This window comes from Pseudomonas izuensis (assembly GCF_009861505.1).
In the GTDB taxonomy this organism is placed as follows: Bacteria; Pseudomonadota; Gammaproteobacteria; order Pseudomonadales; family Pseudomonadaceae; genus Aquipseudomonas; species Aquipseudomonas izuensis.
Genome location: NZ_WTFT01000015.1, coordinates 43,221 through 58,010 on the forward strand (window position 1 = coordinate 43,221; position 14,790 = coordinate 58,010).

Here is a 14,790-nt window from a genome sequence, read left to right on the forward strand (position 1 = left end):
GCTGGCGGCTCTTCGCAGACTGCCGGACGGAGTCTTTCCGTTTGTCTCGAGGTAATGAAATGAATGCAGTGATTGCCGCGGTCGGCATCATGCTGATACTCAGTCTGTCCCGCGTGCATGTGGTCATCGCGTTGATCGTCGGGGCGCTGGTGGGTGGCCTGACTGGTGGCCTGGGCATCGACGCGACACTCAAGGCCTTCAACAGCGGCCTCGGCGGCGGGGCGACGGTGGCGTTGTCCTACGCGTTACTTGGCGCTTTCGCCGTGGCCATTGCCAAGTCCGGCCTGGCCCATGCCCTGGCTGACAAGGCACTGGCGATGGTCGATCGCCAGCACGCCAGTGGTGGGGGACAGGTCAAATGGCTGTTGATCGGCCTGCTCTGGGTGGTGGCCATTGCTTCGCAGAACATCTTGCCGATACATATCGCGTTCATTCCGCTGCTGGTGCCGCCGCTTTTATATGTGCTGACCAAGTTGCAACTGGACCGCCGATTGATCGCCTGCGTCATGACCTTCGGCCTGATCACCCCGTACATGTTCCTGCCGGTGGGTTTCGGCAATATCTTTCTCAATGAAATCCTGCTGGCCAACGTCGCCCGCAGCGGCGTGGACATCAGCGGCATCAACGTCACCCACGCCATGGGCATCCCGGCGCTGGGCATGCTGGCCGGGCTCGGGGTGGCGTTTATCAGCTACCGCAAAAAGCGCGTCTACGATCTGGAAAAGATCGAGCAAGTGGAGCAGGTGGCCGTGCAATACAACCCGTTGAGCCTGATGGTGGCAGGCCTGGCCATCGCGGCGGCGTTCATCATTCAGTTGCTGCTGGACTCGATGATCATCGGCGCGCTGGCGGGCTTCCTGCTTTTTTCGCTGTCGGGCATCGTCAAGTGGCGTGATACCGATGATCTGTTCACCGAAGGCATGAAAATGATGGCGATGATCGGTTTCATCATGATCGCCGCCTCCGGGTTCGGCGAGGTGATCAAGGCGACCGGGGACGTGCAGACGCTGGTCGAGGCGTCGGCCGGCTGGATCGATCACAGCAAAGCCATTGGCGCGTTGATGATGTTGCTGGTGGGGCTGCTGGTGACCATGGGCATCGGCTCGTCGTTTTCCACGGTGCCGATCCTGGCGGTGATTTTCGTGCCGTTGTGCGTGCAACTGGGCTTCAGCCCGATGGCCATCGTGTGCATCGTCGGCACCGCCGGCGCCCTGGGTGACGCCGGTTCGCCGGCCTCGGATTCGACTCTCGGCCCAACGTCCGGCCTGAACATCGACGGCCAGCATCACCACATCTGGGACACCGTGGTGCCGACCTTCCTGCACTACAACCTGCCGTTGCTGGCGTTTGGGTGGATTGCCGCGATGGTTTTGTAATCCCCATCCCTGTGGGAGCAAAGCTTGCTCGCGATGGCGTACTGACATTCAACATTGATGTCGACTGGTACACCGCTATCGCGAGCAAGCTTTGCTCCCACAGTGTGACCTCAACTTTTGGTTTCGCGTGCCGTTAAAGCCTTTACCCACGCCAATAAAACCAAAAGAGTGAACGTCATGCGCATGAGCCTGAAGGCCAAAGTCCTGTCCCTTGCCGTCCTCCCGGTGTTGCTCTTCGCGCTGGTCATCAGCCTGACTACTTTGTTCATCCTCCAGGGCCAGGCCCGTCACGAAGTCGAGCAAACCCGCGAGCGCCTGCTCAGCGATGCCAAGGCCACCCTGCAAAGCTATGTGGCCGTGGCCATGACCACCATCAAGCCGCTGTACGACGCCGCCGCCCAGGGCGATAACACAGCGCGGGCCCAGGCGATCAAGCTGATGTCGAACATCAAGTACGGCAAGGAAGGCTACTTCTTCGGCTACGACTCCGAGACCGTGCGCCTGTTCAAGGCCAACGACCCTGACGGCGTGGGCAAGAGCTTCAAGGACAATCGCGACCCGAACGGCGTCTACGTCAACCGCGACCTGGTGAAAGTCGCCAAGGACGGGAGCCATTACCTGCAATACAGCTCGCCGCTACCGGGCAACGCACAAGTGTTGGTGCCGAAACTCGGCTACACCGAATACCTGCCGAAGTGGGACATGGCGGTCGGTACCTCGGTCAACCTCGACGGCATCGAGGCGCAAGTGGCTGCGGTCGAGGCTCAGGTTCAGGAGCGCATGCAAGGCGTGGTGCTGAGCATCGTCGGTGTGGCGGTGGTGGTGCTGTTGTTGATCGCTGCGGCCGGGATGCTGCTGGCCAATACCATTTTGCGTCCGCTGAACCTGATGAAAGCCAACCTCGACGACATCGCGGCGGGCGAGGGCGACCTGACCCGGCGCCTGACCATCACCAGTCAGGATGAACTGGGTGAGCTGGCCGGTTCGTTCAACCGTTTCGTCGACAAAATTCACGGCCTGGTACGTCAGATCACCGAAATGACCTCGCAACTGACCGGGCTGGTGACTCAGGTGTCCGACCAGGCTCACCGCTCGGACCAGGCCATGGAGCGCCAGCGTCACGAAACCGATCAGGTCGCCACGGCGATCAATGAAATGTCGGCCGCGGCCCAGGAAGTGGCCAAGAGCGCGCAGAACGCCGCGGTGGCCGCGCAGCAGACCGATCAAGAAGGCCAGGCCGCCAAGCGCGTGGTGGCCGGTAGTATCGTGAAGATTCATGCACTGGTGGATGACATTCGCAGCAGTGGCGTGTCCCTCGACAGCCTGCAAAAGGACGTGTCATCGATTGTCAGCGTGCTCGGGGTCATTCGCTCGATTGCCGAACAGACCAATCTGCTGGCGCTCAACGCGGCGATCGAAGCGGCCCGCGCCGGTGAAGCCGGACGCGGTTTTGCGGTGGTGGCCGATGAAGTGCGGGCACTGGCCAGTCGCACGCAAATCAGCACCCAGGAAATCCAGGGCATGATCGACCGTTTGCAGGCCGGCACCCAGTCGGCGGTGGAAGCCATGCGTCGATCCAGTGAGGCCGGTGACGGCACTTCGGCCCAGGCCAACGAAGCCGGCGCGTCCCTCGACACCATGGCGCAACTGATCGCCACCATCAATTCGATGAACGCGCAAATCGCCAGTGCCGCCGAAGAGCAGACCGCCGTGGCCGAAGAGATCAACCGCAGCGTGCATCAGATTGCGGTGGCGGTGGATAACGTGGCTGGTGAGACTCAGCTGGGTGCGCAGACATCACGCAGTCTGGCGGAGCTGGGGCAGCGCCTGGGCGGCCTGGTCGGGCAATTCCGCATCTGACACACCCCACTTGCCGGCGAAGGCGTCCGCATGGGCGATGCACGTCTGGAGGTCGCCTTCGCTGCGGTGCGGCGGTCCGACAAGCCAGCTCCCACAAGGGCCGGGGATGAATGAATAATTTGCGCCTGACACAATACCTGTAGGAGCCGGCTTGCCGGCGAAGGCGACTTTATTGGCGATGCAAGTTTCAAGACCGCCTTCGCTGGCGAGCCAGCTCCTACACTGGTAAGACGGGGTGTTTTTGTTCAGCCCGACCACTGCATAAGGAGTCAGCGTCATGACCGATGACCGTAAGTGTGACTGCCCTAAATGTAACTGCAAGCTTGGTGAGCATCCGATCGTGCGTCACGGCAAGCACTTTTGCTGTGAAGCCTGCGCCAAGCACCATGAGCATGGTGAAGAGTGTGCCAATCAAGGTTGCAAGTGCGCTCATGGCTGACAGCTATCACGCATTGAAAAGCGGAGCCCGTTCGGGCTCCGCTTTTTTTAAAGGCGACAGGCTGTAAAGGCATCAGCTCGCCGGTCGCCATTTGACGTTTTCCACGCCGAACTTCTCTGCCATCGGCTTGCTGGTCTTTTGCACTTTTTCCCGGCCAAATCGCGGGATCCGGCCCACCCCCGCGTCGCAACTCGCCCAATGCCAGGCTTCGGCGTTGTCCATTTTTTCCAGACGAATGATGAACGATTTGGGGACGCCATGAAGGGTGTACTCGATGACGAAGAGTTTTGCGTTGTTCATATGGCCCGTATTCCTCCCTGTGGTACATAAACGGATCGCGGGTCAGACGGAAAATTCAGTCAAATTGTCAGACGGTTGTGCTCCTGGCGGCCTGTCCGGGGTCTGGTTAACATAAAGCCTTCCCTCCAAAGCTAATGATCATAGCCCATGGCCCTTGCCGCCCCGCCGGATCTGAGTGACACCGATGTGCCCGTGCAACCGCTGGCGCGTACCTATCCGCGCGGGCTGTTCATCGAGCCGCATGAGCACGTCTGGGGGCAGTTGCTGTACGCGATGAGCGGGGTTATGTGGGTCGAGACACCCCATGAGGCGCTGGTGGTACCGCCGCAACGGGCGGTGTGGCTGCCGCCGGGGGTGCCCCACGGGATTCGCGTGGTGACGGACCTGCAAATGCGCAACATCTACCTGCGACCGTCCCTGGCGGCAACGCTTGATGACAGCGTGCAGGTGATTGAAGTCGGCGGGCTGCTGCGGGAGTTGATCGTCGGCCTGGTGGAGCAGGGCGACCACGGTGCCCCCGAGTATTACGACGCGTTGGTAGGGCTGGCATTGCTGGAGCTCAAGCGGGCCCGGCGCTCGCTGATGAAAATCCCTTTGCCGGACGATTCCGACCGGCGGCTGATGAACCTGTGCCAGGCGGTCATGGCCCAGCCTTCCCTGGACATTCCTTTCGAACAGCATGCCGAAACCGCTGGTGCCAGCGTGCGTACCCTGGCACGACTGTTCAAGGATGGCCTGGGCATGGGCTTTGCCGAGTGGCGGCGCCAGGTGCAACTGGCGACGGCGGCGGCAGAGTTGATCCAGGGCGTACCGGTTAGTGCGATTGCCCGGGAACTGGGCTATTCCCCCAGCAGCTTCAGCGACATGTTCCGTCGGGAACTGGGTGTCGCGCCTTCGCAGTTTTGTGCAAGCCAATCCCACGTTCAACCCTAACGAAAACCTGCCCCCCGTAGGAGCGAGCTTGCTCGCGATGAACTCAATCACGGCGCGTTTATTCAGAAAGCACGCGTTATCGTTAACGACCATCGCGAGCAAGCTCGCTCCTACAGAATCGTGTTTTGGCCGAAATTCAGAAGCACTTGGCAGATGCTCGAGGTCACCCCGCTCTAGACTTCAGGCATACCTCAATTGCCCGCGGAGTCTGCCATGAGCTACTTCATTTCCCTGTCGATCGGCCTGGGTGTCGGCCTGATCTACGGCGCCCTGGATTTTCGTTCCCCCGCACCGCCAGCCATCGCCCTGGTAGGCCTGTTGGGCATGCTGGCCGGTGAAAAGCTCTGGCCGATGGGCCGTCAGTTGGTTGCTGGCTGGATCTCCTGAATCCCTTTATTTACTGGATGGAAACCCCATGAAAGCTTTGCAATTCGACAAAACCGGCGATCTCGCGGCCTTGCGCTACGTCGAGGTGGCCACCCCCGTGCCCGGTGCCGATGAAGTACTGGTCGAAATCAAGGCCGCCGGACTCAACCCCAGCGATGTGAAGAACGTCCTGGGACGTTTTCCCTACACCACGTTGCCAAGGATTCCCGGTCGTGATTTCGCCGGCATCGTCGTTGAAGGTCCGCAAGCACTGATCGGCCAGCCGGTCTGGGGCACGGGGCGTGAATTGGGCTTTTTCGCCGATGGTTCCCATGCGCAGTTCGTCAAACTGCCGGCCAAGGGCGTTGCGCTCAAGCCCAGTCATCTGAGTTTTGCCCAGGCCGCCAGCCTTGGCGTGCCCTACACCACGGCGTGGGATGCGCTGGAGCGCAGCCTGGTGACAGCTGAAACCCGTTTGCTGGTGATCGGCGGCGGGGCGGTCGGCAGTGCCGCGCTGGCATTGGCGAAAGTGCGCGGTGCCCAGGTGCTGGCGGCGGCGCGACGGCCGGAGCAGGTCAAGGATTTGCAGGCCCAGGGTTACCGGACGCTGCAACTGGACAAGCCCGAGGACCTGGGGGCGCAGGTGAATGCGGTGTTCACCGGTGGCGCTGACGTGATTTTCGACACCACGGGCTTCTGGCTGCCAGCGTCCGTCGCGGCCTTGGCCACCTTCGGCCGCATCGCGATCATCGCCGCACCGGTGGATGGCATGGTGCAGTTGCCGGCACTGGCGCTGTATCGCAAGGGCGGCTCGGTGGTAGGGATCAACTCCCTGCTGTACGGCGTACAGGCCTGCGCGGCGATGCTCGATCAGTTCGGCCAATTCTTCGATCAGGACCTGTTGCCATTGCCCCAGGGGCTGTTCGAATCACCGTTGGCCGAAGGGTTGGCGCGTTATGCAGAGGTGAATCAGGGCAGTGGTGACAAGGTGATTCTGTTGCCATAACCCCTCTCACTGTGGGAGCGGGCTTGCTCGCGAAGGCTATTTATCCGTCACATTGATGCTGAATGTGCCGACGCTTTCGCGAGCAAGCCCGCTCCCACAAGGCTAGAATCGGCCTCATCGATCCTACGAGGTACCCCCGATGAGCGAACCGATCCGTCTGACCCAGTACAGCCACGGCGCTGGATGCGGTTGCAAGATTTCCCCCCAGGTACTGGAAGTGATTCTGGCCGGCAGCGGGGCGCAGAATCTGGACCCCAGACTCTGGGTCGGCAATGCCTCGCGTGACGATGCGGCGGTGTACGCCATCGATGAAGAGCGCGGCGTGGTGTCGACCACGGACTTTTTCATGCCAATCGTCGACGATCCCTTCGATTTCGGCCGTATCGCCGCCACCAATGCCATCAGTGATATTTACGCCATGGGGGGTGACCCGTTGATGGCGATTGCGATCCTCGGCTGGCCGGTCAACGTGCTGGCGCCAGAGATTGCCCGGGAAGTGATCCGCGGCGGCCGTTCGGTGTGCGACGAGGCAGGCATCCCTTTGGCTGGCGGGCATTCCATCGATGCGCCGGAACCCATCTTCGGCCTGGCCGTCACTGGCCTGGTGGAAAAACGCCACATGAAGCGCAACGACACCGCCACCGCCGGCTGCCTGCTTTACCTGACCAAACCGTTGGGCATCGGCATCCTCACCACCGCCGAGAAAAAGGGCAAGTTGCGCAACGCCGACATTGGCCTGGCCCGTGACTGGATGTGCACCCTGAACAAACCCGGCAGCCGCTTTGGCAAGCTCGATGGCGTGACGGCGATGACCGACGTCACCGGTTTCGGGCTGCTCGGGCATCTGGTGGAAATGGCGGACGGCAGCAACCTGACTGCTCGCATCCAATATGACCGGGTGCCGCGTCTGCCGGGGGTCGAGTATTACCTCGAACAGGGCTGCATTCCCGGCGGGACGCTGCGTAATTACGACAGCTACGCCAGCAAGCTCGGACGCTTGCAGGAACTGCATAAACGCTTGCTGTGCGACCCGCAGACCAGTGGTGGGCTGCTGATCGCCGTCACCCCGGACAGCAACGAGCAGTTCCTGGAGATAGCTGCCGGGCTGGGCCTGGACCTGGCACCGATTGGTGAACTGATCGAGCGACAGACACACGCGGTCGAGGTGTCCTGATGGCTGTCGACAGCACCGATTACCGCGATATCTTCCTCAACGACCGGCCGATGATGGATGTCCGCGCGCCGGTCGAGTTTGCCAAGGGCGCGTTCCCCGGTGTGGTCAACCTGCCGCTGATGAACGATCACGAGCGGCAACGGGTCGGCACCTGCTATAAGCAACAGGGTCAGCACGCCGCCATTGACCTGGGCCATCAACTGGTGTCCGGCGCGGTCAAGGCCGAGCGCATCCAGGCCTGGGCGGACTTCGCCCGGGCGCATCCCGATGGGTATTTGTATTGTTTTCGCGGCGGACTGCGCTCGCAGATCGTCCAGCAGTGGCTCAAGGACGAGGCCGGTATCGACTATCCGCGGGTGGCTGGCGGCTACAAGGCCATGCGCAATTTCCTGTTGAATACGGTCGATCAGGCCGTTGCCCAGTGCGATTTCGTGCTGCTGGGCGGTATGACCGGCACCGGCAAAACCGAAGTGCTGACGCAATTGAACAACGGGCTGGACCTTGAAGGTCACGCCAATCATCGCGGTTCCAGTTTCGGTAAACGCGCCACGGGCCAGCCGACCAATATCGACTTTGAGAATCGTATTGCCGTAGACCTGCTGAAAAAGCGCGCCCTTGGCTGTGAGCAATTCGTGCTGGAAGACGAGAGCCGGGCCATCGGCAGTTGCGCGTTGCCGTTGTCGCTGTATCAGGGGATGCAGCAGTTTCCGATGGTCTGGCTCGAAGACAGCCTGCAAGGACGGGTCGAGCGGATCCTGCGTGATTATGTGGTGGACCTGTGTGCCGAGTTCATCCGCGTGCATGGCGATGAAGGTTTCGTGCTGTTTTCCGAACGCTTGCTGGACAGTCTGAACAATGTGCAGAAACGCCTGGGTGGCGAGCGGCATCGGCGGATGCTGGTGCTGATGGAAGACGCCCTGGCGGAGCAGGGACGCAGCGGCGCGGTGGATTTGCACCGGGGCTGGATCGAAGGGCTACTGGTTGAGTATTACGACCCGATGTATGCGTTTCAGCGCGAGAAAAAGGGCGCGCGGATCGAGTTTGCCGGGGAGCGGGGGGCGGTGCTGGCGTATCTGCGGGAGCGGGGCAGTCTGCGAAATTGAGGGTGGGTTTACCGGCCCCTTCGCGAGCAGGTCGAATCGTCGTACCGTCGCTCCCACATTGAATCTGTGTGCACCTTAACCCCCCTGTAGGAGCGAGCCTGCTCGCGAAGAGGCCCGATCAGGCCCTGCACGACTCAAATCGGGCAAGTCTGCGGCCCGTTATCCAGCCCTTGCTTGTAGCTGTGGCTTTGCAGGCTGGCCTTGCCGTTATGCCAGGTCAGGGTCAGCACATACAGCGAATCGTAATCACTGGATTCCCAATCCTCGGTGATGGTCTGCTTCTCACCGACGGCTTCCCCGGCGACCTTGTTGATCAGCTCCGGCAGGTAACCGTGGGACCAGGCGGTGTAGATCACCGAGTTGTGATACTTGTCATGCAGCAGTTCCTCGGCCAGGTCGCTGGTGTCGTTGGCCGAAAAATTGATATTCACCGGTAAGCCGAGCTTGATCGCACTGGGGCTGATGGTCATCAACGGGCGGATGTAGCTGTAGGAATTGTTTAGCTCGCCTTCCTCTACATTGCGTGTCGGGTTGGCGGCAAACACATAGTCGGCCTTGCCGAATTTTTCCGGCAGCAGGGTCGCCAGGTCGATGGCGCGGTTCAGGCCCTGGCAATTGAGCTGGCCCAGGCCGCCGGCAGGCTTTTCAGCGTGGCGCAGGAACACCAGCGTCTGCGTGCCGTCCGCCGGTTGAGCACGGCTTTCGCGGGCCTCCAGCAACATGAACAACGCACCCGCCGCCAGGAGGGCGGGCAGGAATATAAAGGCGCGGTGTTTGAAGCGATTGGCGAGTTTCAGAAAGTTCGTCATCGAAAATGGGTTCTTCAGCGTATTGGGTGAAGGCTGATAATCCTTTATACCTCGAATTTCCTGCGTCGGGTGTTTTCCCCGTCGTTTAAACCAGTCCGTTTATAACGGGCAGTGCTCAGAGTTCACTGAAGCCCATTTGGTTCGATTCCGGCCACGGGGCGCAGCAATGTACCGGTAACCTTAAACAGGTGAGTGTAAAGGTTATCGACAGGATGTTGCGAAATTGTGGACACAATACACTGTCTGGTGCATCAGAGTGCTGTGATCTCCTTTGATCTTGACCATCAACGGTATTGATGGCGCCACGCGTCACACCCTGCATCATCTGCATTATGATCGACATTCTCAATTTTCCCGTGGACCCATCCCCATGACCGATTTGTCTGCATTCCCCATCACCAAAAAATGGCCGGCCCAGTATCCGGAGTGGATTCAGCTGTACTCCTTGCCGACCCCCAACGGCGTCAAGGTCTCGATCATGCTCGAAGAGATCGGCCTGCCATACGAGCCACACCGCGTAGGGTTTGACACCAACGATCAGATGTCCCCGGAGTTCCTGTCGTTGAATCCCAACAACAAGATCCCGGCCATCCTCGATCCGCACGGCCCGGATGACCAACCGTTGCCATTGTTCGAGTCCGGGGCGATTCTGATTTACCTGGCCGACAAGAGCGGGCAATTGCTGGCCCAGGAGTCGGCGGCACGTTATGAAACCATCCAGTGGCTGATGTTCCAGATGGGCGGGATTGGCCCGATGTTCGGCCAGCTCGGCTTTTTCAACAAATTTGCCGGCAAGGATTACGAAGACAAGCGTCCCCGTGACCGCTACGTCGAAGAAAGCAGGCGCCTGCTGGCTGTCCTCGATAAACGCCTGGAAGGCCGGGACTGGATCATGGGCGAGCGCTACACCATTGCCGATATCGCCACCTTTCCGTGGGTGCGCAACCTGATCGGCTTCTATGAGGCCGGCGATCTGGTGGGGATCCAGAATTTCCCTAATGTCACGCGGGTGCTGGAGCGCTTCCTGGCGCGGCCGGCGGTGAAGCGCGGGCTGGAAATCCCGAAACCCGTCTCCAACTGACACACCGCATACCCTGTAGGAGCGAGCCTGCTCGCGAAAAGCCTCGGATCGCCGCGGGGTGACAGGCTTGTCGCGTAATCGTTGACGACCATCGCGAGCAGGGCTCGCTCCTACAGGGGGTTATGTTCATACCCCCCCGATTATCAGGAATATTCATGTCCAGCCAGTTCCCCGAAGCACGTCCACGCCGTCTGCGCCGCAATGCGAGCCTGCGCAGTCTGTTCCAGGAAACCGAGTTCAGCCTGAACGACCTGGTCCTGCCGATTTTCGTCGAAGAAGAGATCGACGATTTCGTGCCGATCAAAAGCATGCCCGGTGTGATGCGCATTCCGGAATCGAAACTGGCCGGTGAAATCGAGCGTTATGCCCGGGCCGGGATCAAGTCGGTGATGACCTTCGGCGTGTCCCATCACCTGGACAGCAATGGCAGCGACACCTGGCGCGAAGACGGTCTGGTGTCGCGCATGTCACGCATTGCCAAGGATGCGGTGCCGGACATGATCGTCATGTCCGACACCTGTTTCTGCGAATACACCGATCACGGCCATTGCGGCGTGCTGCACAACCATGAAGTGGATAACGACCAGACCCTGATCAATCTTGGCAAGCAAGCCGTAGCGGCGGCCCGCGCCGGTGCCGACGTGATTGCGCCGTCGGCGGCGATGGACGGGCAGGTCCGGGCCATTCGCCGGGCACTGGATGAGGCCGGTTTCACCCAGACGGCGATCATGGCCTACTCGACCAAATTCGCTTCGGCGCTCTATGGCCCGTTCCGCGAAGCCGGTGGCAGCGCGCTCAAGGGTGACCGCAAAAGCTATCAAATGAACCCGATGAACCGCCGCGAGGCGGTGCGCGAATCGTTGCTGGACGAACAGGAAGGCGCCGATGCGCTGATGGTCAAGCCGGCAGGTGCGTACCTGGACATCATCCGCGACATCCGCGAAGCCTCGCGCCTGCCTCTGTCGGCGTATCAGGTCAGCGGCGAGTACGCGATGATCAAGTTCGCCGCGCAGGCGGGGGCCATCGACGAAGATCGCGTGGTGCGCGAAAGCCTGGGGGCGATCAAGCGGGCCGGGGCGGATCTGATCTTTACCTACTTTGCGATGGACCTGGCCCTGGCGGGGATCTAAAGGCTACGTCCCCCCCTGTAGGAGCGAGCCTGCTCGCGATAGCGATCTGACAGTCACTCATTTGTCGACTGAAATGACGTCATCGCGAGCAGGCTCGCTCCTACAGGGGATTTTGTTGGCTTCAGGATTTGCCAAAAAACGGCCTGATCCCGTGATGGCTGAAATACCGCTCGATCACCTTCGGATCCGAGCACGTTTCGGCAATCGCCACATACGTATCCGGGCGCAACAGATAAAAGCCGTTTCGCCCCAGGCCTGCCGTTTCGAACGCCGGTCGCCAGTCGAACACATGCAGCGGCAAATGATGTTCGTTGCACCAGGCGATCATCTCGTCGCTGGTGTCGCCATACACATGCACTTGCCAGGTCGGACATTTCAGCGATTCGAAATTGTCCCCCTCGCCATCGTGCGCCCAAGGCAAGCGGTCGCCGCCGTGAACGTGCCCGGCCACGCCCGTGCTCAAGGGCATCCCTCGGTAGTTCAGGGTGATCTGTGACACCGTGCGAAAGAGAAATTCGCGGGACGTTTCAAACGAAGCCATTTTCGGCAGCAGGAACGGCGCCAGACGTGTGCGCAGCAAGTCGGCCATGCGGCCTTCGGCGGTGACGAAGGTGAAGACCCGGTCGGTGGTGGCCACCAGTTTGCGGGCGAACGCGATGCGTTCGGCTTCATAGGTGGCGAGCAGTCGGGCCTCGGCGCCGCCACTCAATACGGCCGCGAGCTTCCAGGCCAGGTTGATCGCATCGCCAATCCCGGTGTTCATGCCCTGACCACCGGCAGGGCTGTGCACATGGGCGGCGTCGCCGAGTAAAAATGCGCGCCCGGTGCGGAAATGATTCGCCACCCGATGATGCACGCGGTAGGTCGAGAACCAGTTCAGTTGCTCGATCTTCACCTGCATATGGCCGATGGCCCGGCTGCTGACGTCCTCGAATCGCAGGGTTTCGGCGTGTTCGGCGCGTTCGTCACGGACCGTGCCAATCAAACGTGCACGACCTTCGCCGGCCAGCGGGAACACGGCGAGAAAATCCGCTTCATCGAGATCCACGTGCAGTTCGCCATTGAACGCCGGCCCACTGGCCTGGACATCGGCGACATAGAAAATCTGCTGATAGGTGCCACCGGGGAATCCGGTGTCCAGGGCCTTGCGCACAATGGACCGGGCACCGTCGCAGCCGGCCAGGTAACAGGCCTGACAGGTTTCCTGCTGGCCATCGGGCAGGCGCAGGGTGGCGGTGATGCTGTCACCGGTTTCATCGAACCCGAGCAGTTCGGTGTTGCGCTCTACCGTAATGCCGAAGGTTTCGAGGCGGTCGATCAGCAGGCGCTCGTGCTCGTCCTGTGGATAGATTTCGAGGAACGCGTAGGGCGTCAGGCCTTCGCCGACTCGGTTCAGGGGCAAGCGGGCAACGGGTTCGCCCTTGACCCAGAAATTGGCTGCCGCCACGCGATGGCCGTTCTTGACGACAGCGTCGGCGAGGTCGAGCTGTCGATACAGCTCCAGTGTCCGCGCCTGAACCGCCAGCGCCCGGGACGTGGTGCCGGGCGTCGAGGTTTTGTCGAGAATCCGCACGCGAACACCCAGTCTGCTCAGCCACAGTGCCAGTACCAGCCCGGTCGGGCCGGCACCGATGATCAACACGTCGCTACGATGCATGTGCCTGTCCTCCTCACCGAGTGGAGCAAGTATGGTCCAAACAGGCCGGACAGCCAGATTGTGCGCCAAGCGGAAAACCCCTGTAGGAGCGAGCCTGCTCGCGAAGACGGACGACCAGACAACATCAATGTTGAATGTTAAACCGCCATCGCGAGCAGGCTCGCTCCTACAAGGATCGTGTCAGGGTTGAGGAACAGTGCATCGTCGCGACGGTCATAGCCATCACCCTGCCATCGGCCTTATGGTTGACACGGCTATTCCGACTCCCTGGAGCAACATGCACGTCCATCGTTTGATCATGAGCATCGCCGCCTTGCTGGTGCTGGCCGGATGCGGCAGCCAACAGACCCGGGAGCCTCCGGTGCGCACGCCCGCCGAAGTCAAGGCGCAAATCGTGCGCCTGCTGCCGGCCCAGGCCGTTGACCGCCAAGGCTGGGCCACGGACATCTATGCCGCGTTTGCCGCACAGAACATTGCGCCCACCACGCAAAACCTCTGTGCGGTACTGGCCGTCACCGAGCAGGAGTCGACCTTCCAGGCCGACCCGCCCGTACCGGGCCTGGGCAAGATTGCCCGTGACGAGATCGACCGCCGGGCGGCCAAGGCGCACATTCCCGGCCTGTTGGTCAGCGGTGCGTTGCAGGTGCGTTCGTCCACTGGCAAAAGCTACAGCGACCGGCTGAATGCGGCACGCAGCGAAAAGGAACTGAGCGCGATTTTCGACGATTTCATCGGCATGGTGCCGATGGGCAAGACCCTGTTTGCAGGCTTCAACCCGGTGCATACCGGCGGACCGATGCAGGTCAGCATCGACTTCGCCGAGCAGCACGCGAAGGACTATCCCTACCCGGTGGACAGCTCGATCCGCCGTGAAGTCTTTACCCGCCGTGGTGGCATGTATTTCGGCATCGCGCATTTGCTCGGTTACCCGGTGAGCTACCCGCAGCCACTGTATCGCTTCGCTGATTTCAACGCCGGCTGGTACGCCAGCCGCAATGCCGCATTCCAGAATGCCGTGAGCCGGGCTTCAGGTATCCCGCTGGCGCTGGATGGCGATCTGGTCCGCTATGACTCGATCATGCCCGGCACCACGGAAAAGGCCGTGCGCACCCTCGGCCAGCAATTGGATATGCGCAATCCGACGATCCGGGATCAACTGGAGGAGGGCAACACGCTGGCATTCGAAAACACCCGGCTCTACCAGCGGGTGTTCGCGTTGGCCGAACAGGCCGAAGGCCGGCCATTGCCCCGTGAGGTGCTGCCGGGGATCGTGCTGCAAAGCCCGAAAATCACCCGCAAACTCACCACGGCGTGGTTTGCCAAAAGGGTCGACGAGCGTTACCAGCGCTGTATGGCGCGCTGAAATCACGGGAAGAAAACGAAAAAAGCCCGGCTGATCAGGCCGGGCTTTTTGGGTGCTGCGATGTTGCGATTGAGTCAAGCGACGCGGTTGCCTTGCAGGTGGTCGGAGCCATCGGCGGCGACGCGGTTGCCTTGCAGGTGGTCGGCGCCAGCGGCCCGGCCAGGGGGGGGCTTGGAGCGGGGGCGGGGGGCGG

General features: G+C 61.1%; 14 protein-coding genes and 1 pseudogene. 12 read left to right on the top strand and 3 right to left on the bottom strand.

The window, feature by feature from the left end:
* The first annotated feature begins 59 nt into the window (after positions 1-59).
* The 4 genes and pseudogenes from GPL81_RS15940 to GPL81_RS15950 all read left to right on the top strand — a co-directional run bounded on the left by GPL81_RS15940 (position 60) and on the right by GPL81_RS15950 (position 3,675).
* Positions 60-1,376: a Na+/H+ antiporter family protein gene (locus tag GPL81_RS15940; RefSeq protein WP_160107549.1), complete on the top strand. Its 1,317-nt coding sequence runs from the start codon at positions 60-62 to the stop codon at positions 1,374-1,376.
* 183 nt (positions 1,377-1,559) lie between these two features.
* A pseudogene (locus GPL81_RS31995) lies at positions 1,560-2,378 on the top strand (cache domain-containing protein); the annotation flags it as partial.
* 102 nt (positions 2,379-2,480) lie between these two features.
* Positions 2,481-3,236 carry a methyl-accepting chemotaxis protein gene (locus GPL81_RS32000; RefSeq protein WP_425502580.1) on the top strand — a complete coding sequence of 252 codons (756 nt, stop codon included), beginning with the start codon at positions 2,481-2,483 and terminating at the stop codon, positions 3,234-3,236.
* A gap of 277 nt (positions 3,237-3,513) precedes the next feature.
* Positions 3,514-3,675, top strand: coding sequence for a metallothionein (locus GPL81_RS15950; RefSeq protein ID WP_096509945.1), 162 nt, complete (start codon positions 3,514-3,516; stop codon positions 3,673-3,675).
* 72 nt (positions 3,676-3,747) lie between these two features.
* Here the strand turns inward: GPL81_RS15950 and GPL81_RS15955 are convergent, their stop codons facing one another.
* Positions 3,748-3,975 (bottom strand): DUF6555 family protein, encoded by a 228-nt coding sequence (locus GPL81_RS15955; protein ID WP_160107551.1) that lies wholly within the window; start codon positions 3,973-3,975, stop codon positions 3,748-3,750.
* A gap of 147 nt (positions 3,976-4,122) precedes the next feature.
* Between GPL81_RS15955 and GPL81_RS15960 the strand changes: the two genes are divergently transcribed.
* The 5 genes from GPL81_RS15960 (at position 4,123) to mnmH (ending at position 8,557) form a co-directional block, all read left to right on the top strand.
* Positions 4,123-4,908, top strand: coding sequence for an AraC family transcriptional regulator (locus GPL81_RS15960; protein ID WP_160107552.1), 786 nt, complete (start codon positions 4,123-4,125; stop codon positions 4,906-4,908).
* A gap of 213 nt (positions 4,909-5,121) precedes the next feature.
* Positions 5,122-5,295 carry a DUF1427 family protein gene (locus tag GPL81_RS15965; RefSeq protein ID WP_096509948.1) on the top strand — a complete coding sequence of 58 codons (174 nt, stop codon included), beginning with the start codon at positions 5,122-5,124 and terminating at the stop codon, positions 5,293-5,295.
* A gap of 28 nt (positions 5,296-5,323) precedes the next feature.
* Positions 5,324-6,280, top strand: a complete 957-nt coding sequence (locus GPL81_RS15970; protein WP_160107553.1) for a quinone oxidoreductase family protein — start codon at positions 5,324-5,326, stop codon at positions 6,278-6,280.
* Positions 6,281-6,419: 139 nt separating this feature from the next.
* Complete coding sequence (gene selD / locus GPL81_RS15975; RefSeq protein ID WP_160107554.1) at positions 6,420-7,454, top strand: selenide, water dikinase SelD; 1,035 nt, start codon at positions 6,420-6,422, stop codon at positions 7,452-7,454.
* Entirely contained in the window at positions 7,454-8,557 is a 1,104-nt protein-coding gene (gene mnmH, locus GPL81_RS15980; protein ID WP_160107555.1) for a tRNA 2-selenouridine(34) synthase MnmH, read from the top strand. Before selD ends, mnmH begins: the two co-directional genes overlap by 1 nt.
* Before the next feature lie 134 nt (positions 8,558-8,691).
* Here mnmH and GPL81_RS15985 read toward each other — a convergent pair whose 3' ends face one another.
* Entirely contained in the window at positions 8,692-9,366 is a 675-nt protein-coding gene (locus GPL81_RS15985) for a histidine phosphatase family protein (protein ID WP_160107556.1), read from the bottom strand.
* A 370-nt stretch (positions 9,367-9,736) separates the two neighbouring features.
* On the opposite strand from GPL81_RS15985, the gene GPL81_RS15990 reads away from it, so the two are divergent.
* Positions 9,737-10,447 (top strand): glutathione S-transferase family protein, encoded by a 711-nt coding sequence (locus GPL81_RS15990; RefSeq protein ID WP_160107557.1) that lies wholly within the window; start codon positions 9,737-9,739, stop codon positions 10,445-10,447.
* 155 nt (positions 10,448-10,602) lie between these two features.
* Positions 10,603-11,577: a porphobilinogen synthase gene (gene hemB, locus GPL81_RS15995; RefSeq protein WP_160107558.1), complete on the top strand. Its 975-nt coding sequence runs from the start codon at positions 10,603-10,605 to the stop codon at positions 11,575-11,577.
* A 121-nt stretch (positions 11,578-11,698) separates the two neighbouring features.
* On the opposite strand, the gene GPL81_RS16000 is transcribed toward hemB, so the two are convergent.
* A complete protein-coding gene (locus GPL81_RS16000; RefSeq protein ID WP_160107559.1) occupies positions 11,699-13,234 on the bottom strand; it encodes an FAD-dependent oxidoreductase in 1,536 nt (511 codons plus the stop codon).
* A gap of 277 nt (positions 13,235-13,511) precedes the next feature.
* Here GPL81_RS16000 and GPL81_RS16005 point away from each other — a divergent pair, with 277 nt between their 5' ends.
* Positions 13,512-14,597, top strand: coding sequence for a DUF1615 domain-containing protein (locus GPL81_RS16005; protein ID WP_160107560.1), 1,086 nt, complete (start codon positions 13,512-13,514; stop codon positions 14,595-14,597).
* The last annotated feature ends 193 nt before the right edge of the window (positions 14,598-14,790 follow it).